General features: G+C 54.8%; 18 protein-coding genes. 17 read left to right on the forward strand and 1 reads right to left on the reverse strand.

The features are described from left to right. The first annotated feature begins 6 nt into the window (after positions 1 to 6). Genes JT31_RS15600 through JT31_RS15620 form a run of 5 tightly spaced genes read left to right on the forward strand, consistent with a single transcriptional unit; the run spans position 7 to position 5,469 of the window. The gene (locus JT31_RS15600) at positions 7 to 777 is read left to right on the forward strand and encodes an alpha/beta fold hydrolase (protein ID WP_038479035.1); all 771 of its coding nucleotides are present in this window, start codon (positions 7 to 9) and stop codon (positions 775 to 777) included. Then, on the forward strand, positions 761 to 1,555 hold the full coding sequence (locus JT31_RS15605) for an SDR family oxidoreductase (RefSeq protein ID WP_038479038.1): 795 nt from the start codon (positions 761 to 763) through the stop codon (positions 1,553 to 1,555). The genes JT31_RS15600 and JT31_RS15605 overlap by 17 nt, the downstream gene beginning before the upstream one ends. A 9-nt stretch (positions 1,556 to 1,564) precedes the next feature. Beyond that, complete coding sequence (locus JT31_RS15610) at positions 1,565 to 2,335, forward strand: aspartate dehydrogenase (protein WP_038479041.1); 771 nt, start codon at positions 1,565 to 1,567, stop codon at positions 2,333 to 2,335. Positions 2,336 to 2,344: 9 nt separating this feature from the next. Beyond that, the gene (locus tag JT31_RS15615; RefSeq protein WP_038479044.1) at positions 2,345 to 3,814 is read left to right on the forward strand and encodes an aldehyde dehydrogenase; all 1,470 of its coding nucleotides are present in this window, start codon (positions 2,345 to 2,347) and stop codon (positions 3,812 to 3,814) included. A 14-nt stretch (positions 3,815 to 3,828) separates the two neighbouring features. Next, a complete protein-coding gene (locus JT31_RS15620) occupies positions 3,829 to 5,469 on the forward strand; it encodes a thiamine pyrophosphate-binding protein (RefSeq protein ID WP_038479047.1) in 1,641 nt (546 codons plus the stop codon). 124 nt (positions 5,470 to 5,593) lie between these two features. Here the strand turns inward: JT31_RS15620 and JT31_RS15625 are convergent, their stop codons facing one another. Beyond that, a complete protein-coding gene (locus JT31_RS15625) occupies positions 5,594 to 6,352 on the reverse strand; it encodes a M48 family metallopeptidase (RefSeq protein WP_038479050.1) in 759 nt (252 codons plus the stop codon). Between the two features lie 269 nt (positions 6,353 to 6,621). Here JT31_RS15625 and tkt point away from each other — a divergent pair, with 269 nt between their 5' ends. The 12 genes from tkt to JT31_RS15685 all read left to right on the forward strand — a co-directional run bounded on the left by tkt (position 6,622) and on the right by JT31_RS15685 (position 22,362). Further along, complete coding sequence (gene tkt / locus JT31_RS15630) at positions 6,622 to 8,613, forward strand: transketolase (RefSeq protein WP_038479053.1); 1,992 nt, start codon at positions 6,622 to 6,624, stop codon at positions 8,611 to 8,613. Positions 8,614 to 8,940: 327 nt separating this feature from the next. Next, positions 8,941 to 9,987: an erythrose-4-phosphate dehydrogenase gene (gene epd, locus JT31_RS15635; RefSeq protein WP_038479056.1), complete on the forward strand. Its 1,047-nt coding sequence runs from the start codon at positions 8,941 to 8,943 to the stop codon at positions 9,985 to 9,987. 21 nt (positions 9,988 to 10,008) lie between these two features. Further along, the gene (gene pgk / locus JT31_RS15640; protein ID WP_038479059.1) at positions 10,009 to 11,172 is read left to right on the forward strand and encodes a phosphoglycerate kinase; all 1,164 of its coding nucleotides are present in this window, start codon (positions 10,009 to 10,011) and stop codon (positions 11,170 to 11,172) included. A gap of 97 nt (positions 11,173 to 11,269) precedes the next feature. Beyond that, positions 11,270 to 12,349, forward strand: a complete 1,080-nt coding sequence (gene fbaA, locus JT31_RS15645; protein WP_038479063.1) for a class II fructose-bisphosphate aldolase — start codon at positions 11,270 to 11,272, stop codon at positions 12,347 to 12,349. Between the two features lie 402 nt (positions 12,350 to 12,751). Continuing rightward, positions 12,752 to 13,690 (forward strand): transcriptional regulator TdcA, encoded by a 939-nt coding sequence (tdcA, locus tag JT31_RS15650; protein ID WP_038479066.1) that lies wholly within the window; start codon positions 12,752 to 12,754, stop codon positions 13,688 to 13,690. A 99-nt stretch (positions 13,691 to 13,789) separates the two neighbouring features. Then, positions 13,790 to 14,788, forward strand: coding sequence for a bifunctional threonine ammonia-lyase/L-serine ammonia-lyase TdcB (tdcB, locus tag JT31_RS15655; protein ID WP_038479069.1), 999 nt, complete (start codon positions 13,790 to 13,792; stop codon positions 14,786 to 14,788). A 15-nt stretch (positions 14,789 to 14,803) separates the two neighbouring features. Next, positions 14,804 to 16,135 carry a threonine/serine transporter TdcC gene (gene tdcC / locus JT31_RS15660; RefSeq protein WP_038479072.1) on the forward strand — a complete coding sequence of 444 codons (1,332 nt, stop codon included), beginning with the start codon at positions 14,804 to 14,806 and terminating at the stop codon, positions 16,133 to 16,135. A gap of 36 nt (positions 16,136 to 16,171) precedes the next feature. After that, positions 16,172 to 17,380, forward strand: a complete 1,209-nt coding sequence (tdcD, locus tag JT31_RS15665) for a propionate kinase (RefSeq protein WP_038479075.1) — start codon at positions 16,172 to 16,174, stop codon at positions 17,378 to 17,380. A gap of 29 nt (positions 17,381 to 17,409) precedes the next feature. Next, on the forward strand, positions 17,410 to 19,704 hold the full coding sequence (pflB, locus tag JT31_RS15670) for a formate C-acetyltransferase (RefSeq protein WP_038479079.1): 2,295 nt from the start codon (positions 17,410 to 17,412) through the stop codon (positions 19,702 to 19,704). A 171-nt stretch (positions 19,705 to 19,875) separates the two neighbouring features. Further along, positions 19,876 to 20,736: a small-conductance mechanosensitive channel MscS gene (gene mscS, locus JT31_RS15675; protein WP_038479082.1), complete on the forward strand. Its 861-nt coding sequence runs from the start codon at positions 19,876 to 19,878 to the stop codon at positions 20,734 to 20,736. Between the two features lie 142 nt (positions 20,737 to 20,878). Next, entirely contained in the window at positions 20,879 to 21,514 is a 636-nt protein-coding gene (gene argO / locus JT31_RS15680; protein WP_038479085.1) for an arginine exporter ArgO, read from the forward strand. A gap of 110 nt (positions 21,515 to 21,624) precedes the next feature. Continuing rightward, the gene (locus tag JT31_RS15685) at positions 21,625 to 22,362 is read left to right on the forward strand and encodes an oxidative stress defense protein (protein ID WP_038479089.1); all 738 of its coding nucleotides are present in this window, start codon (positions 21,625 to 21,627) and stop codon (positions 22,360 to 22,362) included. Position 22,363 lies beyond the last annotated feature (1 nt).

Below are 22,363 nucleotides of genomic sequence, written 5' to 3' on the forward strand. Positions count from 1 at the left end.
GGCGCTATGACGGGCTTTCGTGAACAGGGAAGCGGTATCCCGCTGATGCTGCTGCATGGCATTAGTTCCGGCGCAGCTTCCTGGCATAAGCAGATGTCGCTAAACGGTTTTCGCGTGCTGGCGTGGGACATGCCCGGTTATGGCGAAAACCCAATACTGGCGACCGAGCGTGCGAATGCGGGGGAATATGCCGACGCGCTGGCGGCGATGCTCGACCGCGCAGGCGTCTGGCGGACGGTGCTGGTTGGCCACTCTTTGGGGGCGCTGGTCGCCAGCGCATTTGCCGCGAAATACCCGGAGCGCGTGCTGCATTTAGTGCTGGCGGATGCCGCGCAAGGCTATGGCCAGGCCGCAGCGGAACAGCGCGAGCAGGTGTGGCGCAGCCGGGAGCAACAGATAGCGCTAGGCGGCGAAATCCTGGCGCAAACCCGGGCCGCGAAGCTGCTGCGCCCGGGCGCGCGGGCCGAAGATATTGGCACGGTAGCGGCGGGGATGCGCAGGCTGTGTGTCGATGGTTATCTGGCCGCGGCCTGGATGCTGGTACATGACGATATCCACGGCTGGCTAAAGCGTTATTCCGGCGCGTTTGAAGTCTGGTGCGGGGAGCAAGATGCCATTACCCAGCCGGAGCTGGTGCAAGGGCTGGCTCTTCGCTATGGCATGCCTTTTATTAGCATCCCGCAGGCCGGGCATGCCAGCTATCTCGATAACGACGCATTTTTTAACCAACAGCTTTTACGCATTAACGAAGAGGTGCGCGATGAATGCACAAATTGACGGGCGTATAGCGGTAGTCACCGGCGGTTCTTCCGGCATTGGCTTTGAAACGCTGCGCCTGCTGCTGGGCGAAGGGGCAAAAGTGGCCTTCTGTGGCCGCGACCAGGACCGCCTCGCCAGCGCGCATGCGGCGCTGCAAAACGAATATCCCGATGGGGAGATTTTCTCTTACCGCTGTGACGTGTTGAATGCCGATGAAGTCCTGGCGTTTGCGGATGCGGTGAAATCCCGCTTTGGCGCAACGGATATGCTGATCAACAACGCCGGGCAGGGTTATGTGGCGCACTTCCATGACACTCCGCGTGAGGCGTGGCTGCACGAAGCCGGGCTCAAACTGTTCGGCGTCATCAACCCCGTTCAGGCGTTTCAGCCGCAGCTGGAGCAATCGGATATCGCTTCTATTACCTGCGTGAACTCCCTGCTGGCGCTCCAGCCGGAGGAGCACATGATCGCCACCTCTGCGGCCCGTGCGGCGCTGTTGAACATGACCCTTACGCTCTCAAAAGAACTGGTGAGTAAAGGTATTCGGGTGAACTCGATTCTTCTTGGCATGGTGGAATCCGGGCAGTGGCAACGCCGCTTTGAAGAGCGCGCGGATAAAAGCCAGAGCTGGCCGGAGTGGACGGCGGGAATTGCTCGTAAACGCGGCATTCCGATGGCTCGTCTCGGCAAGCCACAGGAACCTGCCCAGGCGCTGCTGTTCCTTGCCTCGCCGCTGGCCTCGTTTACCACCGGTGCCGCGCTGGACGTTTCCGGCGGTTTTTGCCGTCATCTGTAAGGACACATCATGAAAAAGATCATGTTAATTGGCTATGGGGCAATGGCGCAGGCGGTGATTGAGCGTCTGCCTGCTCAGGTTGCCATCGGCTGGATTGTGGCACGTGAATCTCACCATGACGCTATTCGGGCTCAGTTTGGTGATGCGGTGCTGGCACTGACCTCGCCGATGGCGTGCACGGACACGCCCGATCTGGTGCTGGAGTGTGCCAGTCAGCAGGCCGTGGCGCAGTATGGCGAAGAAATTTTGCAGCGGGGCTGGCATCTGGCGGTGATTTCTACCGGGGCACTGGCGGACAGCGCGCTGGAACAGCGCCTGCTTCACGCGGGCGGCAAGCTGACCCTGCTCTCCGGTGCCGTGGCAGGCATTGACGGCCTGTCTGCGGCAAGAGAGGGCGGGCTTGAACGGGTGACCTATCAGTCTCGTAAAAGCCCGGCCAGCTGGCGCGGCAGCTACGCAGAGCAGCTTATCGATCTTAATGCAGTATCAGAAGCGCAGGTCTTCTTTGAAGGCAGCGCCCGCGAGGCGGCGCGTCTGTTTCCGGCCAATGCCAACGTTGCTGCTACCGTGGCGCTCGGCGGCATAGGCATGGATGACACCCGCGTGCGGCTGATGGTTGACCCGGCCACGAAGCGCAACACCCACACGCTGCACGTTGAAGGCGTGTTTGGCGAGTTTCATCTGGAGCTGAGCGGCCTACCGCTTGCCGGTAATCCAAAAACCTCCACTCTGGCGGCACTCAGCGCGGTACGCGCCTGCCGCGAACTGGCCCGGCGCTGAGGAACCATGATGGAAGAGTTGAATATTTTCATCGGCGGCCAGTGGCGACGCGGCGGCGGCACCCTGATGCAGAGTCATTTTCCCGCTGACGGTTCGCTGAACGCCACGCTGAACGCCGCCAGTCTCGACGATCTGCAGGACGCGATTGAGGCCGGCGAGCGTGCGTGGAGGGATCCCGCATGGCGAAACAGTCTGCCTCACAGCCGTGCAAAGATCCTGCACAGGGTGGCGGATCTGATCGAATCTCGGCTAGATGAGCTGGCACGCCTGCAGAGCCGCGATAACGGTAAGCCGCTGGCGGAAGCGCGTGGGCTGGTGATGAGTGCGGCGGGAACGGCGCGCTATTTTGCTGCTGCCTGTGAGCTGCTGGAGGGCGAATTGCCCACGCCACGGCAGGCTGACTTACTGACGCTGAGCCGCTATGAACCGCTGGGTGTGGTGGCAGCCATTACGCCGTGGAATTCGCCTATTGCCAGCGAAATGCAGAAAGTCGCCCCTGCTATTGCGGCCGGTAACGCAGTTATCCTCAAACCCGCGGAAGCCACGCCGCTGATGGCGCTGGAGCTGGCGCGAATTTTTGAGCAGGCCGGGCTACCCGCCGGGCTGCTCAGCGTATTACCGGGCAAAGGTTCAGTGATTGGCGATGCGCTGGCGCGTCACCCCAAGGTGCGGAAGATCTCCTTTACCGGAGGAACCACCACGGGCCGCCATTTGGCGCACGTGGCGGCTGAAAAGCTTATTCCTGCTTCACTGGAACTGGGCGGTAAATCCCCGACCATCGTTTTGGAAGATGCCAACATTGAGCAGGCCGCGCGTGGGATCTGCTACGGCATTTTCAGCTCGGCGGGGCAGGCGTGCATCGCGGGTTCGCGCCTGTTCGTGCATGAAAGCGTTTATCCGCAGCTGATGGCGCGACTGCTGGAACTCACGCGCGGGCTGCGCATCGGCAATCCCTTCACTGACGGCGTGCACATGGGGCCGTTAATTAACGACAGGCACCGTCAGAGCGTGCAGGACTACGTCGAGCTGGCGAAGCGTGAAGGCGGGCGCTTGCTGTGCGGCGGGGAGATCCCGGCCGATCCACAGTTGGCAAACGGCAGTTTCTTCCTGCCTACGATCGTTGAAGGACTGACCAATAGCGCTCGCGCTTGCCAGGAAGAGATCTTCGGCCCGGTGCTGGTCGCCATGCCGTTTAGCGATGAGGCGGCGCTGATTCGCGAGGCTAATGACTCGGTTTATGGCCTTGCGGCAGGGATCTGGACGCGCGATACAGGCCGTGCCCTGCGCCTGAGTGAGCAGTTGGAAGCGGGCACGGTGTGGATAAACACCTACAAAGTTTTTGCTATTTCGACCCCGTTTGGGGGCTTTAAAGAGAGCGGTCTGGGCCGCGAAAAGGGCATTCAGGGGCTGAAAGCCTGGATGCAGCAAAAGAGCATTTATCTGGCGACGGGCAACGGCGTCAACCACTGGTGCGACTGAGAAAAGGGTGAGCAATGAGTGAAATGATAACCGTCGGCGATGCCATCGCCAGAACGCTGGAACAGTATAAGGTTGAGGCCATTTATGGCGTCATCTCTATTCATAACTTACCTATCGCGGATGCGGTGGGGCAGCGCGGGAATATCCGCTTTGTCCCGGCGCGCGGTGAAGCGGGTTCTGTCACTATGGCCGACGCCCACGGGCGTTTTTCCGGCCTTGGCGTGGCGCTAACCAGCACCGGTGCGGGCGCAGGTAACGCGGTGGGCGCGCTGGTTGAGGCGATGAATGCCTGCACGCCGCTATTGCATCTGACCGGTCAGGTGGAGAAAGCCTGGCTGGATGCCGACACCGGATTTATCCATGAAACCCGCGATCAGCTGACCTTCCTGAAGGCCAGCTCAAAACGGGCGTATCGCATCAGCAATGCCAACCAGGCGATGGCGATTCTGCATAAAGCCATTCAGGAGGCGCAGACCCCGCCGTGTGGACCAGTCTCTGTCGAAATCCCGATCGATATTCAGGGGGCGAAGATCCCGCTGTCGCTGGTGACGGCACCGGTAAAAGCGGCTTCGGCTTCAACCGTAGATGCCACGGTTGTCGATACGCTGTGGGCACAGCTAAAACAGGCGAAACAGCCGTTACTGTGGCTGGGCGGCGGGGCTCTGGGCTGCTCAGAAGCAGTGAAAAAACTGGCGGATGCGGGGATTACCGTTATCTCCAGCACCCATGCGCGCGGCGTGCTGGCGGACAGCCACCGTGCCAGCCTGCGAGCGTTCCATAACTCGCCGTCGGTTGAGGCTCTCATCGCGCAGTGCGACTTTACGCTGGTGGCCGGTTCACGCCTGCGCAGTAACGAAACCCGCTCGTGGACGCTTGACCTACCGCATCCGCGCGTGCAGGTTGATATCGATCCGGCGGCGGCGAGCCGTAACTACCTGATGGACAACACCCTCGTGGCTGACTGTGCTTCGCTGATGGCCGCCCTGGCCGATAAAGCGCAGGGGCGTGAATGGGGCGATGCCCATTGGGATGCTCAGGTGCAGGAGGCGGTAGCCAAAGCGGATCAGGGGCTGCGGGAGCAGTGCGGGGCCTATGCGAAGCTCAATGATGCTATCGAGAAAGCGTTACCGAAAGATGGCCTGCTGGTACGCGATATCACCGTTTCCGGCAGCCTGTGGGGCAGCCGTTTGTTCCGCGCGCACGGGCCGCTGATGAACATCCACTCCCTCGCAGGGGCGATCGGTATGGGTCTGCCGATGGCCATCGGCACCGCGATTGCTAATCCACAACGTAAGGTCGTGGGGCTGGTCGGCGATGGCGGCTTGAGCCTGAACATGGGAGAACTGGCGACGCTGGCGCAGGAGAAAGCTAACGTCACGCTGCTGGTGATGAACGATGGCGGTTACGGCGTGATGCGTGGCATTCAGGATAAGTATTTCGGCGGGCGTCAGTATTATAACGAGCTGCATACGCCGGATTTCACCCAGCTTGCTCAGGCGATTGGCCTGCAGGCCTGGAGCGTGGAACGGGCTGAGGATTTTGACTCGGTGATGACTGAAGCTCTGGCGATGCCGGGGCCTTCGGTCGTAGAAGTGCGAATGGGGCTGATAGGTGCCCTGAAGTTCGCCGGGCCACCGCAGAAGACGCTTTACTAAGGTATTGGCTGTGGCGCTCTTCTTGAACTGTTCGGGGAGAGCTTAGGCAGATGTTCTGGGCAGGGTTAACACGCTTAGCCCTATAACGATCGACCTGTTATTCAGGCCGATCGTTGCCACATATTTATTTAATCCCGTCCGCCGCCATACGGTCGCGGATGTGCTGGGCACGCGCGGCAGACGCCGGGTGGTCGTCCAGCATGGAGCTTTGACGGCCTTCGTCGAGCTTAGCCAGTTTCTCAAAGCTGGTGGCAAGGCCGGTCGGGTTGATACCACGTTTGCGCAACAGATCGTAAGAGTAGTCGTCAGCCTCGGACTCCTGGCGCTGGGAGAACTGAGCGTTGACCAGTTTTTCGCCTAAATCCCCAAGCTGAGACTGCGACAGGTTGCCAATCACGCCGCCCGCAGATGCCGCTGCAACACGTGCTGCGTTAGCCCCGAGCGCGACCTGCATGCCCTTTTTCACGTGGCCGAGCGCGACGTGCCCCATTTCGTGGCCAATCACCGCTTCGACTTCGTTGTCATCCATGATGTCCATCAGGCCGCTGTAGACGCGGATACAGCCGTTAGCCATGGCGAAGGCGTTGACGTCCTTGGTCACATAAACCTTGTAGTTAACCGGCAGGCCGTTGATGTTATCGCCCAGCGCGGAGGCAATTTTGTTCAGCCGCTGGGTGTAGGGGCTGTCTGCCGGGGCAATCGTGGCTTTGCTGTCCTGCTGCTTGCAGGCGTCATCGCTCAGGGTTTTGACCTGGGCATCGCTTAGCGTGTAGGCCTGGAAAGCTTCGGCTCCGGAGGTAAGTAGCCCGTTGGAGTCCATTCCCTGGCAGCCGGTCAGCAGGGCCGCGACGCTCAGGCTCAACAATATTGGGCGCATCTTCATGGCCATTTTTCCTTTCTTTATAATAGGTAAAAACAGAATCGGATTTACCGCAGGCGAGGCGGCTCCACACTCAGTATAAAGAAGAATAAATGGCCTGCGCATCAGGTTGCGCAACTTGCGAGCGTTATCCAGAGATTTCTTACCCTGTCAACGGCGCGCCGCATGTACATGACCATTCCCCTGGTGTACATTGTTGTCACATTTTCGGGCGTAGCCCATAACGCATCGTAGTCAAGGCGCGATCTTCAACCATCCGATCTGGAGTCAAAATGTCCTCTCGTAAAGAGCTTGCCAATGCTATTCGTGCGCTCAGCATGGACGCAGTACAAAAAGCCAAATCCGGTCACCCGGGTGCCCCTATGGGCATGGCCGACATTGCCGAAGTCCTGTGGCGTGATTTCCTGAACCATAACCCACAGAACCCGTTATGGGCTGACCGTGACCGCTTCGTGCTGTCCAACGGCCACGGTTCTATGCTGATTTACAGCCTGCTGCACCTCAGCGGTTATGACCTGCCGATTGAACAGCTGAAAAACTTCCGTCAGCTGCATTCTCAGACTCCGGGCCACCCGGAAGTGGGCTACACCGCAGGTGTTGAAACCACGACTGGCCCTCTGGGTCAGGGCATCGCGAACGCGGTCGGTATGGCTATCGCAGAGAAAACGCTGGCGGCGCAGTTCAACCGCCCAGGACACGACATCGTGGACCACTTCACCTATGCATTCATGGGTGATGGCTGCATGATGGAAGGCATCTCTCACGAGGTTTGCTCTCTGGCCGGTACCCTGAAGCTGGGTAAACTGGTTGCTTTCTATGACGACAACGGCATCTCCATCGACGGCCACGTTGAAGGCTGGTTCACCGACGATACCGCGAAACGCTTTGAAGCCTACGGCTGGCACGTAGTGCGCGGCGTAGACGGTCACGACGCGGCGGCTATCAAACGTGCGGTAGAAGAAGCGCGCGCTGTTACCGACAAACCTTCCCTGCTGATGTGCAAAACCATCATCGGTTTCGGTTCCCCGAACAAAGCCGGTACTCACGACTCCCACGGCGCACCGCTGGGTGATGCAGAGATCGCACTGACTCGTGAAGCGTTGGGCTGGAACCACGCGCCGTTCGAAATCCCTTCTGACATCTATGCTCAGTGGGATGCGAAAGAAGCAGGTCAGGTTAAAGAAGCGGCCTGGAACGAGAAGTTCGCTGCCTACGCCAAAGCCTTCCCGCAGGAAGCCGCTGAGTATACTCGCCGCGTGAAGGGCGAAATGCCGGCTGACTTCGATGCAAAAGCAAACGAATTCATCGCTAAGCTGCAGGCAAATCCATCCAAAATTGCCAGCCGTAAAGCGTCTCAGAATGCTATCGAAGCATTTGGCCCGCTGCTGCCAGAATTCCTGGGCGGCTCCGCTGACCTGGCGCCTTCTAACCTGACTATCTGGTCCGGTTCTAAAGCGATTAACGAAGATACCGCCGGGAACTACATCCACTACGGCGTGCGCGAATTCGGTATGACCGCGATTGCCAACGGTATCTCCCTGCACGGTGGTTTCCTGCCGTACACCTCTACCTTCCTGATGTTCGTAGAATATGCCCGTAACGCGGTGCGTATGGCTGCGCTGATGAAACAGCGTCAGGTGATGGTTTATACCCACGACTCCATCGGCCTGGGCGAAGATGGCCCGACTCACCAGCCGGTTGAGCAGGTTGCTTCCCTGCGCGTGACCCCGAACATGAGCACCTGGCGCCCATGTGACCAGGTTGAGTCCGCGGTAGCGTGGAAATACGGCGTTGAGCGTCACGACGGCCCGACCGCACTGATCCTTTCCCGTCAGAACCTGGCTCAGCAGGATCGTACCGAGCAGCAGCTGAAAGACATCGCTCGCGGTGGCTACGTGCTGAAAGACTGCGCGGGTCAGCCTGAGCTTATCTTCATCGCTACCGGTTCCGAAGTTGAGCTGGCCGTGGCGGCATGGGACAAGCTGACTGCCGAAGGCGTGAAGGCGCGCGTGGTTTCCATGCCTTCTACCGACGCATTCGACAAGCAGGATGCTGCTTACCGTGAATCCGTGCTGCCGAAAGCCGTTTCTGCTCGCGTGGCTATCGAAGCCGGCATCGCTGACTACTGGTACAAATACGTTGGCCTGAACGGCGCTATCGTTGGCATGACCACCTTCGGTGAGTCTGCTCCAGCGGAACTGCTGTTCGAAGAGTTTGGCTTTACCGTGGAAAACGTGGTGAAACAGGCTAAAGCGATTCTGTAATCCGTCTCGATAAATATGAGGGTCGCTTCGGCGGCCCTTTTTTATGCCGATTATTCCACTAATGCCCTGTTCTTTATTCCACCACTGCGGCGTTGAGTTGCAGTTATTCCACCAAAACTGTGATGTGCGTCAGAAGTTGAGCTGAGCATATTGGGGTATCGTTCCTTTTATTCCCGCTTTCGCTTAACATAGCTGAAGCGTTTCAGTCGAATAAATGTTCGACAATTAAGCAAACAAGTGCAGTTTCATGAGTGCGAGGATTCCCCTCGGGCGGTTGCTGGATTACTCTGTCAGCCACTAAATCCCAGGGATTCTGGCAGGAGAGATATGACCGTACGCATCGCTATTAATGGCTTCGGTCGCATTGGGCGCAACGTGGTACGTGCTTTGTACGAATCTGGTCGCCGTGCGGAAATTACCGTGGTAGCAATCAACGAACTGGCAGACGCTGCGGGTATCGCGCATCTGTTGAAGTACGATACCAGCCACGGCCGCTTTGCCTGGGATGTGCGCCAGGAGCGCGAAGTCCTGTTTGTGGGCGATGACAGCATTCGCCTGCTGCACGAACCGACCATTGAGGCGCTGCCATGGCGCGAGCTTGGCGTTGATATCGTGCTGGACTGTACCGGCGTATTCGGCTCCCGCGCTGACGGTGAAGCCCACCTCGCGGCAGGGGCGAAAAAAGTGCTGTTCTCGCACCCTGGCGGCAACGATCTCGATGCTACCGTCGTTTATGGCGTTAACCATGAACTGGTCGAAGACAGCCACCGCATCGTCTCCAACGCCTCCTGCACCACAAACTGTATTATTCCGATTATTAAACTGCTGGATGAAGCGTTTGGCATTGAGTCCGGGACGGTCACGACCATCCACTCGGCGATGCACGATCAGCAGGTTATTGACGCCTATCACCCCGATTTACGACGCACCCGCGCGGCGAGTCAGTCGATCATTCCGGTGGATACGCGTCTTGCAGCCGGTATCACGCGTATTTTCCCACAGTTCAATGACCGTTTTGAGGCCATTGCGGTGCGTGTACCGACGATAAACGTCACGGCAATTGATTTAAGCGTCACGGTCAAAAATTCGGTAAATGCATGTGAAGTCAACCACTTGCTGCAAAAAGCGGCACAGGAAGCATTTCATGGTATAGTTGACTATACGGAATTACCGTTGGTCTCTACTGATTTTAACCACGATCCGCACAGTGCAATCGTCGACGGCACGCAAACGCGGGTCAGTGGGCAACATCTGATTAAAACTCTAGTCTGGTGTGATAACGAATGGGGCTTTGCCAACAGGATGCTCGATACCACGTTGGTTATGGCTCAATGGATTTCAGGTAAGGCGCACGTTGCGTCTGCAAAACTTTAAGAATCAACGAGAGGATTCACCATGTCTGTAATTAAGATGACCGATCTGGATCTGGCGGGCAAACGCGTTTTCATCCGTGCCGATCTGAACGTGCCGGTTAAAGACGGGAAAGTCACCAGCGATGCACGTATCCGTGCTTCTCTGCCGACCATTGAACTGGCTCTGAAACAGGGCGCTAAAGTCATGGTTACTTCTCACCTGGGTCGTCCGACCGAAGGCGAGTACAACGAAGAATTCTCTCTGCTGCCAGTTGTTAACTACCTGAAAGACAAACTGTCTAACCCGGTTCGTCTGGTAAAAGATTACCTGGACGGCGTAGAAGTTGCCGCGGGTGAACTGGTTGTGCTGGAAAACGTTCGCTTCAACAAAGGCGAGAAAAAAGACGACGAAGCGCTGTCCAAAAAATACGCCGCACTGTGCGACGTGTTCGTGATGGACGCATTCGGTACTGCACACCGTGCGCAGGCTTCTACTCACGGCATCGCTAAATTTGCTGACGTTGCCTGTGCAGGCCCGCTGCTGGCAGACGAACTGGAAGCGCTGGGTAAAGCCCTGAAAGAACCTGCTCGTCCAATGGTTGCTATCGTTGGCGGTTCTAAAGTTTCTACCAAACTGACCGTGCTGGACTCCCTGTCCAAAATTGCTGACCAGCTGATCGTTGGCGGCGGCATCGCGAACACCTTCGTGGCAGCTCAAGGCCACAACGTCGGTAAATCCCTGTACGAAGCAGACCTGGTTGATACCGCGAAAGAACTGCTGACCCGCTGCGATATCCCGGTACCAACCGACGTTCGCGTTGCGACCGAGTTCTCCGAAACCGCGACTGCAACCCTGAAGTCCGTGAACGACATCAAAGACGAAGAGCAGATTCTGGATATGGGCGATGTTTCCGCTGAGAAACTGGCTGAAATCCTGAAAAACGCGAAAACCATTCTGTGGAACGGCCCGGTCGGCGTGTTCGAATTCCCTAACTTCCGTAAAGGGACCGAAATCGTTGCTCGCGCTATCGCAGACAGCGAAGCCTTCTCTATCGCAGGCGGCGGCGACACTCTGGCGGCTATCGACCTGTTCGGTATCGCAGACAAAATTTCCTACATCTCTACCGGCGGCGGCGCATTCCTCGAGTTCGTGGAAGGCAAAGTACTGCCAGCTGTAGCGATGCTCGAAGAGCGCGCTAAGAAGTAATTCCTACGGGCAGGGTATCCTGCCCGTTGATTTATTGCCGCCCGGCAAGATTCAGGACGGTGATTCGATTTTTCCAAGGCCTACAGGACACATCAACATGTCTAAAATTTTTGATTTCGTAAAACCAGGTGTTGTAACTGGCGACGACGTACAGAAAATCTTCCAGGTAGCAAAAGAGAACAACTTTGCTCTGCCAGCCGTTAACTGCGTCGGTACCGACTCTATTAACGCCGTTCTGGAAACCGCTGCGAAAGTAAAATCTCCGGTTATCGTTCAGTTCTCCAACGGCGGTGCTGCTTTCATCGCTGGTAAAGGCGTGAAAACTGATGTTCCACAGGGTGCTGCTATCCTGGGTGCAATCTCTGGCGCGCACCACGTTCACCAGATGGCTGAACATTACGGTGTTCCGGTTATCCTGCACACTGACCACTGCGCTAAGAAACTGCTGCCGTGGATCGATGGCCTGCTGGACGCGGGTGAAAAACACTTTGCCGCTACCGGTAAACCACTGTTCTCTTCCCACATGATTGACCTGTCCGAAGAGTCTCTGGAAGAAAACATCGAAATCAGCTCAAAATACCTGGCTCGCATGTCCAAACTGGGCATGACCCTGGAAATCGAACTGGGCTGCACCGGCGGTGAAGAAGACGGCGTGGACAACAGCCACATGGACGCTTCTGCTCTGTATACCCAGCCAGAAGACGTTGATTACGCTTACACCGAGCTGAGCAAAATCAGCCCACGCTTCACCATCGCGGCTTCCTTCGGTAACGTGCACGGCGTGTACAAACCAGGTAACGTGGTTCTGACCCCAACCATCCTGCGCGACTCTCAGGACTATGTTTCTAAGAAACATAACCTGCCGCACAACAGCCTGAACTTCGTCTTCCACGGCGGTTCCGGTTCTTCCGCTCAGGAAATCAAAGACTCCGTAAGCTACGGCGTTATCAAAATGAACATCGATACCGACACCCAATGGGCGACCTGGGAAGGTATTCTGAACTACTACAAAGAAAACGAAGCTTACCTGCAGGGTCAGCTGGGTAACCCGAAAGGCGCTGACCAGCCGAACAAAAAATACTACGATCCACGCGTCTGGCTGCGTTCAGCTCAGAGCTCCATGATCGTTCGCCTGGAGCAGGCATTCAAAGAGCTGAACGCGGTAGACGTTCTGTAATTTGAGTTTAGCCTTGCTTTAGTGAAAACCCGCTTCGGCGGGTTTTTTTATATTCAAATAAAAGTGTAATATTTGCAGGTGTTTTTAATATTAAATCATATTTTTACCTGGCTGGATGAATTAACGGCAATCTGTATAAATTTTCATTTCTGATAACAGCTTACTGACATTTATATGAATTTATTATCACCATAACTTTATTTTATTCAGGATATTTAGGTTGACCTTAATCATATAAATGGCAGATCGCAAAATCATAACTCATTGTTATTTTTGTATTTTATTGTATTCGGGTGCTTATTGAACAAATCATGGTTGAGCAGTTGTGAGTCGCAGCACATAACCTTTAACGGGGAATTCGTAAGATCGCTGCCATCGGCAACTTATTAGGCATGGCGCTTTATGGATAATACGACATTACCTAAAACACAGCACCTGGTCGTATTTCAGGAAGTGGTAAGAAGTGGTTCATTTGGCTCTGCGGCGAAGCAGCTGGGTTTGACTCAGCCAGCGGTCAGTAAAATTATCAGCGACATGGAGGCTCTGTTCGGACTGGAGCTTATCATTCGCAAAAATACCGGCGTTCAGCTCACCGTGGCAGGTAAAGTGCTGCTCGGCTACGCCGAGTCTATTACCCGCGAAATGCGCAATATGTGCAACGAAATGAGCAGCCTGGTCGGCAGCGAGGCGGTGGATGTTTCCTTCGGCTATCCTTCACTTATCGGCTTTACTTTCCTGCCGGGCATGATGAAAGCCTTCAAAGAGCTGTACCCTCATGCCGAAGTCTCGATGTTTGAAGCGCAGCTTTGTTCCTTCTTACCGGCAATACGCGACGGCAGGCTGGACTTTGCTATCGGCACGCTCAGCGGCGAAATGCTGCTTCAGGATTTACATATTGAGCCGCTGTTCGAATCAGAGTTTATTCTGGTTGCCAGCCGAACACGAACGCGCGGAGGCGCGATGACGCTTCGCTCATTAAGCCATGAGCAGTGGGTGTTGCCTCACACCGAAATGGGCTACTACAGCGAACTCCTGACCATCCTGCAAAAGAACCACATCACCAGCGATAAAATCATCAAAACTGACTCCGTAGTCACCATCTATAACATGGTGCTGACCGCCGGTTTCCTGACGATTATTCCCCGTGAAATGATCGCCCCCTTTGGTTCTCAGGAGTTTATTCAGGTTCCCTTAACGGATGAACTGCCTGTAGCACGCTATGCCGCGGTATGGTCAAAAAATTGCCGAATAAAAAAATCAGCCGCCACGTTGGTCGAATTAGCCAGAGTGCATTCAGTACGTAATCAATATCAATTTAATAAATTAACGGTGGTGGCTTAGCAAAACTAACCAACTCGCTTTTTATTATTAATTAACCAAGGGCGGCGAATTGCATCTATTTGCCATCTCTAATATTGCATTTTTAATGCAGAGGTCAACATGCATATCGACAACGAACTTCCTGTCACTTTTAACGATGTTCTCGAAGCGAAAAAAAGAATATCTGGATTTGTGTATAAAACCGGGATGCCTCGCTCTAATTATCTTAGCGAATGCTGTAAAGGTGACATCTATTTAAAATTTGAAAATATGCAGCGCACCGGCTCGTTTAAAATGCGCGGCGCATTCAACAAGCTTAGCTCGCTGAGCGAAGAGGAAAGAGCCCGGGGCGTCGTGGCCTGCTCTGCGGGGAATCATGCCCAGGGCGTTTCACTGTCCTGTGCGCTTCTCGGTATCAACGGCAAGGTGGTGATGCCAAAAGGGGCACCAAAGTCGAAGGTCGCCGCCACCACAGATTATTCGGCTCAGGTCATTATCCACGGCGATAATTTTAACGAAACCATCGCTAAGGTTAGCGAGATTGTTGAAACCGAAGGGCGCATCTTTATCCCACCTTTTGATGATGAAAAAGTGATTGCCGGGCAGGGCACGATTGGCCTGGAGATCCTTGAAGATCTATACGACGTCGATAATGTGATTGTGCCTATTGGCGGCGGTGGCCTGATTGCCGGGATTGCGGTAGCGATTAAATCCATTAACCCAACGATTAATATTATTGGCGTGCAGGCAGAAAACGTTCACGGCATGGCCTCTTCTTTCCGTACTGGCGAAATTACCGCGTATCGAGCAAGCAGCACGTTGGCTGACGGTTGTGACGTCGCTCGCCCAGGGGCGTTAACCTTCGAAATCGTTAAAAAATTAGTCACCGATATTATTTTGGTCAGCGAAGAAGAGATCAGAAATAGCATGGTGGCACTTATTCAGAGAAACAAAATTGTCACCGAGGGGGCCGGTGCGCTTGCCTGTGCTGCTTTATTAAGCGGCAAGCTTGACCATTATATTAAAGGCCGGAAAACCGTGAGTATTATTTCTGGCGGAAATATTGATTTGTCTCGCGTCTCTGAAATTACTGGCACCGCGGAAGCCTGCCTGAGTTAAATAAGGATCTTCATTATGAGTAATGCAGAAACAACCCTTGTTGGTCAAAAAGAATCCTCGCTGTGGCGTAAGTCCGATACCACCTGGACTCTCGGCCTGTTTGGCACCGCCATCGGCGCAGGAGTACTGTTTTTCCCGATTCGCGCGGGCTATGGCGGCCTGATCCCAATATTGATCATGCTGGTCCTGGCCTACCCAATCGCTTTCTTCTGCCACCGGGCGCTGGCGCGGCTGTGCCTTTCCGGCAGTAACCCATCGGGAAATATCACCGAAACCGTAGAGGAGCATTTTGGTAAAACCGGCGGGGTGGTTATCACCTTCCTGTACTTCTTTGCTATTTGCCCGCTGCTGTGGATTTACGGCGTCACCATCACTAACACCTTCATGACCTTCTGGGAAAACCAGCTTCAGCTTATGCCGCTAAATCGTGGGCTGGTCGCGCTGTTGCTGCTGATGTTGATGGCCTTTGTCATCTTCTTCGGCAAGGATCTGATGGTGAAGGTGATGAGCTATCTCGTTTTCCCGTTCATCGCGAGCCTGATTATTATTTCCCTGTCGCTGATCCCTTACTGGAATTCGGCGGTTATCGAGCAGGTGAATCTGAGTGAAATCGCCTTGACCGGGCATGACGGCATTCTGGTGACGGTGTGGCTCGGTATCTCCATCATGGTGTTCTCCTTTAACTTCTCGCCGATTGTCTCTTCTTTTGTAGTGTCGAAGCGCGAAGAGTACGAAGCGGATTTCGGAAAAGCCTATACCGAAGATAAGTGCTCAAAAATCATCTCACGTGCCAGCATGTTGATGGTCGGCGTGGTGATGTTCTTCGCCTTCAGCTGCCTGTTCACGCTGTCGCCGCAGAACATGGCTGAAGCGAAAGCGCAGAACATTCCGGTGCTGTCCTACCTCGCTAACCATTTCTCTTCGCTGTCCGGTTCTAAGTCTACTTTTGCCACGGTGCTGGAATACGGCGCGTCGATTATCGCCCTGGTGGCCATTTTCAAATCCTTCTTTGGTCACTACCTGGGTACGCTGGAAGGGCTGAATGGCCTGGTCCTGAAGTTTGGCTATAAGAGCGACAAAACGAAGATTTCTCAGAGCAAACTTAATCTGATCAGCATGGCGTTTATCATGGGGTCAACCTGGGTTGTGGCCTACGCTAACCCCAACATTCTTGACCTGATTGAAGCAATGGGTGCCCCGATTATTGCCTCTCTGCTGTGCCTGCTGCCGATGTACGCTATTCGTAAAGTCCCGGCGCTGAGCAAATATAGAGGCAGAACCGAAAACATCTTCGTTACCGCGATCGGCCTGCTGACGATCCTGAATATCGTATACAAAATCTTGTAATTAATCGTCATAGGCTCAGGATGAGTGAACGTTAATATGAATGAATATCCGGTAATATTAACCATAAATTGCGGTTCATCTTCAGTTAAGTTTTCCGTGCTGGATGAAATTTCCATGGAGCCACTTTTAGCGGGGATTTGCGAGGGGATTAACACCGAGGCGACCACGCTGATTGTTAATAGCGGCGAGCCGGTGAAGTTGGCTCATTCCGATTATGAAGATGCGCTGGCGGCAATTGCTCTCGAACTTGAAAAGCGCAACCTGATTGAATGCGTGGCCTATATAGGCCACCGCATTGCGCACGGCGGGGCTATTTTTGGCGAATCGGTATTGCTCACGGATGAGGTTGTGGAGCAAATTCGTGCCGTTTCACCGCTCGCTCCGCTGCACAATTATGCCAACCTTAGCGGCGTCGCCTCTGCCCGGCTGCGCTTTCCTGGCGTGCCGCAGGTCGCGGTATTTGATACCAGTTTTCATCAGACGATTAGCCCGGAAGCCTACCTTTATGGCCTGCCGTACAGCTACTTCAAAGAGCACGGCGTCAGGCGCTATGGATTCCACGGCACCTCTCACCGCTACGTTTCAATGCAGGCTGCTGAGTTGCCTGAACTGAAAGGCGTCTCATCAGGGCTGGTGATTGCTCATCTGGGTAACGGCGCGTCGGTTTGTGCGGTTGCAGGAGGGCAAAGCGTCGATACCTCTATGGGAATGACGCCGCTGGAAGGGCTCATCATGGGCACGCGGTGTGGCGACGTGGACTTCGGGGCGATGGTGTGGCTGGCAAGGCAAACCGGGCAATCGCTGGATGACCTTGAGCAGGTGGCAAACACCGAATCAGGCCTGCTGGGGCTTTCGGGTATCTCTTCCGACCTGAGGACGCTGGAGAAAGCCTGGCGGGAAGGTGACGCTCGTGCCGAACTGGCGATAAACACTTTTGTGCACCGTATCGCCAGAGCCATAGGCGGGCATGCTACTTCGCTCCCCCGTTTTGACGGTTTAATTTTTACCGGCGGCATTGGCGAAAATTCCGTGCTTATTCGCAGGCTGGTCATTAAACATTTACGCGTATTCGGCATAGAAATGGATGAAGAAAAAAACGCGCGGCCTAATTCTGACGGCGAGCGAATTATTTCATCCGAAAGTTCTGCGGTGCTGTGCGCGGTAATTCCTACCAATGAAGAAAAAATGATTGCTTTTGATGCCCGACGGCTGGGGAAAGCCTCTCATTTAGCGGAATTCGCTTAATCTCATTTGTTGTACAGAGGATTGAATTAATGAAAATGGATATTGATATCTCCCATGATAATTATGCTCATGCCTGGCAGCAGTTCCGTGGAGAAAGCTGGCAGCATGAAATTAACGTTCGGGATTTTATCCAGCAAAACTATACGCCGTATGAAGGGGATGATGCATTTCTGACGGGAGCGACGGCGGCTACTACGGCGCTGTGGGAAAAGGTGATGGAAGGCATTCGTGTCGAAAATGCCACCCATGCGCCGGTAGACTTTGACACCAACGTTGCTACTTCAATTACCGCTCACGCCCCCGGCTACATTATTCAGGAACGTGAAAAGATCGTTGGCCTGCAGACGGATAAACCACTGAAGCGCGCGCTGCATCCTTTTGGCGGCATCAATATGATCAAAAGCTCGTTTGAAGCTTATGGTCGAAAAATGGATCGCGAGTTCGAATACCAGTTTACCGAATTACGCAAAACCCATAATCAGGGCGTGTTCGACGTTTATTCGCCGGATATTCTGCGCTGCCGCAAGTCCGGCGTTTTAACGGGATTACCGGACGGCTACGGGCGTGGCCGAATCATCGGGGATTATCGCCGCGTGGCGCTGTATGGCATCGGCTATCTGGTCCGCGAGCGTGAGCTACAGTTTGCCGATCTGCAGCAGAAGCTGGAGCGTGGGGAGGATCTTGAAGCGACGATTCGCCTGCGTGAAGAGCTGGCGGAACATCGCCACGCGTTACTGCAAATTCAGGACATGGCCGCCGGATACGGCTTTGATATCTCGCGACCTGCAGGCAACGCGCAGGAGGCGATTCAGTGGCTGTATTTTGCCTATCTGGCGGCGGTGAAGTCGCAAAACGGCGGGGCGATGTCGCTTGGGCGTACCGCGACCTTTATCGATATTTACATTGAGCGCGATATTAAATCTGGCTTGCTCAACGAGCAGCAGGCGCAGGAATTAATTGACCATTTCATTATGAAAATCCGCATGGTGCGCTTCCTGCGCACGCCGGAGTTTGATTCGCTGTTCTCCGGAGATCCTATCTGGGCCACCGAAGTGTTGGGCGGAATGGGGCTGGACGGTCGTACTCTGGTGACGAAAAGTACCTTCCGCTACCTGAATACGCTGCACACCATGGGGCCTGCGCCAGAGCCTAACTTGACCATTCTTTGGTCAGAAGCGCTGCCGGGCGCGTTCAAAGTCTATGCTGCCAGAGTGTCTATCGAAACCTCGTCATTGCAGTATGAAAATGATGATCTGATGCGCAGCGATTTCGACAGTGACGATTACGCTATTGCCTGCTGCGTAAGCCCGATGATCGTTGGCAAACAGATGCAGTTCTTTGGTGCTCGCGCCAACCTGGCGAAAACCCTGCTGTACTGCATTAACGGTGGGGTGGATGAAAAGCTGAAGATTCAGGTCGGGCCTAAAACCCCGATGTTGCTCGACGACGTGCTGGACTATGACAAGGTGATGGCCAGCCTTGATAGCTTTATGGACTGGCTGGCGGTGCAGTACGTGACGGCGCTTAATCTCATCCACTATATGCACGATAAATACAGCTACGAAGCGTCGCTGATGGCGCTGCATGACAGGGATGTTTACCGCACGATGGCGTGCGGGATTGCCGGGCTTTCGGTGGCGGTGGACTCGCTTTCGGCTATCAAACACGCGGTGGTTAAGCCAGTACGTGACCACACCGGATTGGCGGTAGATTTTGTGATTGAGGGCGACTATCCGCAGTACGGCAATAATGACGACCGCGTGGACGCCATTGCCTGTGGCCTGGTTGAGCGTTTTATGAAGAAAATTCAGGCGCTGCCCACCTACCGTGACGCGGTGCCGACGCAATCGATCCTGACGATTACCTCCAATGTGGTTTACGGGCAGAAAACGGGCAATACGCCCGATGGGCGCAGGGGCGGAACGCCGTTCGCTCCCGGTGCCAACCCGATGCACGGGCGTGACACTAAGGGGGCCGTGGCCTCGCTGACTTCCGTGGCGAAGCTGCCGTTTAGCTACGCGAAAGACGGCATTTCCTATACGTTTTCCATCGTTCCGGCCGCGCTGGGTAAAGATGACTCCGTTCGTCGCCATAACCTGGTGGGGCTGCTTGACGGTTATTTCCATCACGATGTTAAAACGGAAGGCGGCCAGCACCTGAACGTCAACGTAATGAATCGTGAGATGCTGATGGATGCCATTGAACATCCGGAAAATTACCCGACGCTAACCATTCGAGTTTCCGGCTACGCGGTGCGTTTTAACGCGCTTACCCGCGAGCAGCAGCAGGACGTGATTTCCAGAACCTTCACCCAGGCGCTGTAAGCCGCTAATAAGCCCGGACAGATGTCCGGGTTTTTCCCTTCTTTTGCCGTATTAACACGCAATTCGTGAACAATTTTGTGACCTGCTTGGCACATTCATGCGTTTTTGTTTACCCTTTACGGTCTGAGCTGCCTCTCCAGGCGTAGAAACTTTTCGGACAAGGAACAGTAAATGGAAGATCTCAACGTAGTAGACAGTATTCACAATGCAGGAGGCTGGCTGGCGAGAAATCAGGAGCTCCTGCTCAGTTATGTGGTGAACATCGTTGCCGCAGTTGCCATCCTGATTGTCGGGATGATCGTTGCCCGCCTGATTTCCAGCACGGTGAATCGCCTGATGCTGGCTCGTGGCATAGACAGCACCGTGGCTGATTTCCTCTCCGCGCTGGTACGCTACGGCATTATTGCCTTCACGCTGATTGCGGCTCTGAGCCGGGTTGGGGTGCAAACCGCTTCCGTGATTGCCGTTCTCGGTGCCGCCGGTTTGGCCGTTGGTCTGGCGCTACAGGGCTCGTTGTCCAACCTCGCCGCAGGCGTGCTGCTGGTGACCTTCCGTCCGTTCCGTACCGGAGAGTATGTTGACCTCGGCGGCATTGCAGGCACCGTGCTTAACGTGCAGATCTTCTCCACCACGATGCGCACGGTTGACGGCAAAATCGTGGTGGTGCCAAACGGTAAAATCATCGCCGGCAATATCATCAACTTCTCCCGCGAGCCGGTGCGCCGTAATGAATTTATCATTGGCGTCTCTTACGAGGCTGATATCGACCAGGTTAAGCAGATCCTCACCGATATCGTGAGCCGCGACGAGCGCGTGCTAAAAGATAGAGATATCACGGTGCGTGTTAATGAACTTGGGCCTTCTTCGGTAAACTTTGTGGTGCGTGCCTGGAGTAAGAGCGGCGACCTGCAAAACGTTTACTGGGACGTGCTGGAGCAAATTAAGAAGGGGCTGGATGCCAACGGCATCGGTATTCCTTACCCGCAAATGGACGTTCACGTTCGTAAAACGAACGACGCTGAAAACGCATAATCCTCAAGGCCAGCTTTCGCTGGCCTTATTTTTGCCTCTGGTGATTAGTAATTCTTATTAGTGATTAATAATATCCATTTCCTCTAATAATTTTTGCGCATTACACTCACGCCAAATGATGAACATTTGAAGGGTGTGCAGCGTGTTAGCTTATTATTTTCAAGGTATTGCATTGGGGGCGGCGCTGATTCTTCCGCTGGGGCCGCAAAATGCTTTCGTGATGAATCAGGGCATTCGTCGTCAGTATCATTTGATGATCGCCTCGCTGTGCGCGCTGAGCGACATCATTCTCATTTGCGGCGGGATTTTTGGCGGCAGTGCCATCCTGATGCAGTCTCCCTGGCTGCTGGCGCTGGTCACGTGGGGCGGCGTGGCATTTCTGCTGTGGTACGGCTGGGGCGCGCTGCGCACGGCGATGAGCAGCAATGTGGAACTAGCCTCGGCAGAGGTGCTCAAGCAGGGGCGCTGGAAAATCGTCGTCACTATGCTGGCGGTCACCTGGCTCAACCCGCACGTTTATCTGGATACATTTGTGGTGCTCGGTAGCCTGGGTGGCCAGCTTGCTGATGAAGCGAAACGCTGGTTTGCTTTGGGCACCATCAGCGCCTCTATTCTCTGGTTTTACGGTCTGGCAATGCTTGCCGCCTGGCTTGCGCCACGTCTGCGCACGGCGAAAGCCCAGCGTATTATTAATGGCATCGTTGGCGTAGTGATGTGGGTTATCGCGGCTCAGCTGGCCAGAGATGGCGTGCAGCATATCGCGGCGCTCGTGGGCTAATTCGCCATAATCTGATAGACAAGTTACTATTACAGGCTAAGCTTGCTGGCAGACGCCGGGAGTTTGTCGATCGGCGTAATCACAGTGGAACGTAGCACGGAGGAGTTACAGTGAAGTTTAAAATTTTAGCATTAGCCGCGTTAATGGGATTAGGTTCTGTTTCTGTACAGGCAGGCGAGTTGCCAAACGGGCCGCACGTGGTCACCTCCGGGACAGCCAGCGTCGATGCAGTTCCTGATATCGCCACGCTCGCCATCGAAGTCAATGTGACCGCTAAGGACGCAGCTTCCGCCAAAAAACAGGCTGACGATCGCGTGGCGCAGTATCTGACCTTCCTGCAGAAAAATGGCGTAGAGAAGAAGGACATCAATGCCGCCAACCTGCGCACACAGCCAGAATATGATTACCTGAAAGACGGTAAAACCCAGTTGAAGGGCTACCGTGCGGTACGCCAGGTGGAAGTCACCCTGCGTCAGCTGGATAAAATGAACGAACTGCTTGATGGTGCGCTGAAGTCCGGCCTGAACGAAATCCGTTCCGTGTCCCTGGGCGTTGCACATCCGGAAGAATACAAGGATAAAGCACGTAAAGAAGCGATTACCGATGCGACCCGTCAGGCGAAGCTGTTGGCAGAAGGCTTTAACAGCAAGCTGGGGCCGGTATACAGCGTGCGTTACCACGTTTCTAACTACCAGCCAGCGCCGATGGTTCGCATGATGAAAGCGAACGCAGCAGCGCCGGCTTCCGCTCAGGATACCTACGATCAGCAGACTATTCAGTTTGACGACCAGGTTGATGTGGTGTTTGAACTGCAGGGCGCACAGACTCCGGCTGCTCCTGCTCAGTAAG

Source organism: Cedecea neteri (assembly GCF_000757825.1).
Taxonomy (GTDB): Bacteria; Pseudomonadota; Gammaproteobacteria; order Enterobacterales; family Enterobacteriaceae; genus Cedecea; species Cedecea selenatireducens.

Coding starts and splice junctions, on each gene's coding strand:
- JT31_RS15600 (WP_038479035.1), top strand. CDS start 7: ATGACGGGCTTTCGTGAACAGGGAAGCGGTATCCCGCTGATGCTGCTG.
- JT31_RS15605 (WP_038479038.1), top strand. CDS start 761: ATGAATGCACAAATTGACGGGCGTATAGCGGTAGTCACCGGCGGTTCT.
- JT31_RS15610 (WP_038479041.1), top strand. CDS start 1,565: ATGAAAAAGATCATGTTAATTGGCTATGGGGCAATGGCGCAGGCGGTG.
- JT31_RS15615 (WP_038479044.1), top strand. CDS start 2,345: ATGGAAGAGTTGAATATTTTCATCGGCGGCCAGTGGCGACGCGGCGGC.
- JT31_RS15620 (WP_038479047.1), top strand. CDS start 3,829: ATGAGTGAAATGATAACCGTCGGCGATGCCATCGCCAGAACGCTGGAA.
- JT31_RS15625 (WP_038479050.1), bottom strand. CDS start 6,352: ATGAAGATGCGCCCAATATTGTTGAGCCTGAGCGTCGCGGCCCTGCTG.
- tkt (WP_038479053.1), top strand. CDS start 6,622: ATGTCCTCTCGTAAAGAGCTTGCCAATGCTATTCGTGCGCTCAGCATG.
- epd (WP_038479056.1), top strand. CDS start 8,941: ATGACCGTACGCATCGCTATTAATGGCTTCGGTCGCATTGGGCGCAAC.
- pgk (WP_038479059.1), top strand. CDS start 10,009: ATGTCTGTAATTAAGATGACCGATCTGGATCTGGCGGGCAAACGCGTT.
- fbaA (WP_038479063.1), top strand. CDS start 11,270: ATGTCTAAAATTTTTGATTTCGTAAAACCAGGTGTTGTAACTGGCGAC.
- tdcA (WP_038479066.1), top strand. CDS start 12,752: ATGGATAATACGACATTACCTAAAACACAGCACCTGGTCGTATTTCAG.
- tdcB (WP_038479069.1), top strand. CDS start 13,790: ATGCATATCGACAACGAACTTCCTGTCACTTTTAACGATGTTCTCGAA.
- tdcC (WP_038479072.1), top strand. CDS start 14,804: ATGAGTAATGCAGAAACAACCCTTGTTGGTCAAAAAGAATCCTCGCTG.
- tdcD (WP_038479075.1), top strand. CDS start 16,172: ATGAATGAATATCCGGTAATATTAACCATAAATTGCGGTTCATCTTCA.
- pflB (WP_038479079.1), top strand. CDS start 17,410: ATGAAAATGGATATTGATATCTCCCATGATAATTATGCTCATGCCTGG.
- mscS (WP_038479082.1), top strand. CDS start 19,876: ATGGAAGATCTCAACGTAGTAGACAGTATTCACAATGCAGGAGGCTGG.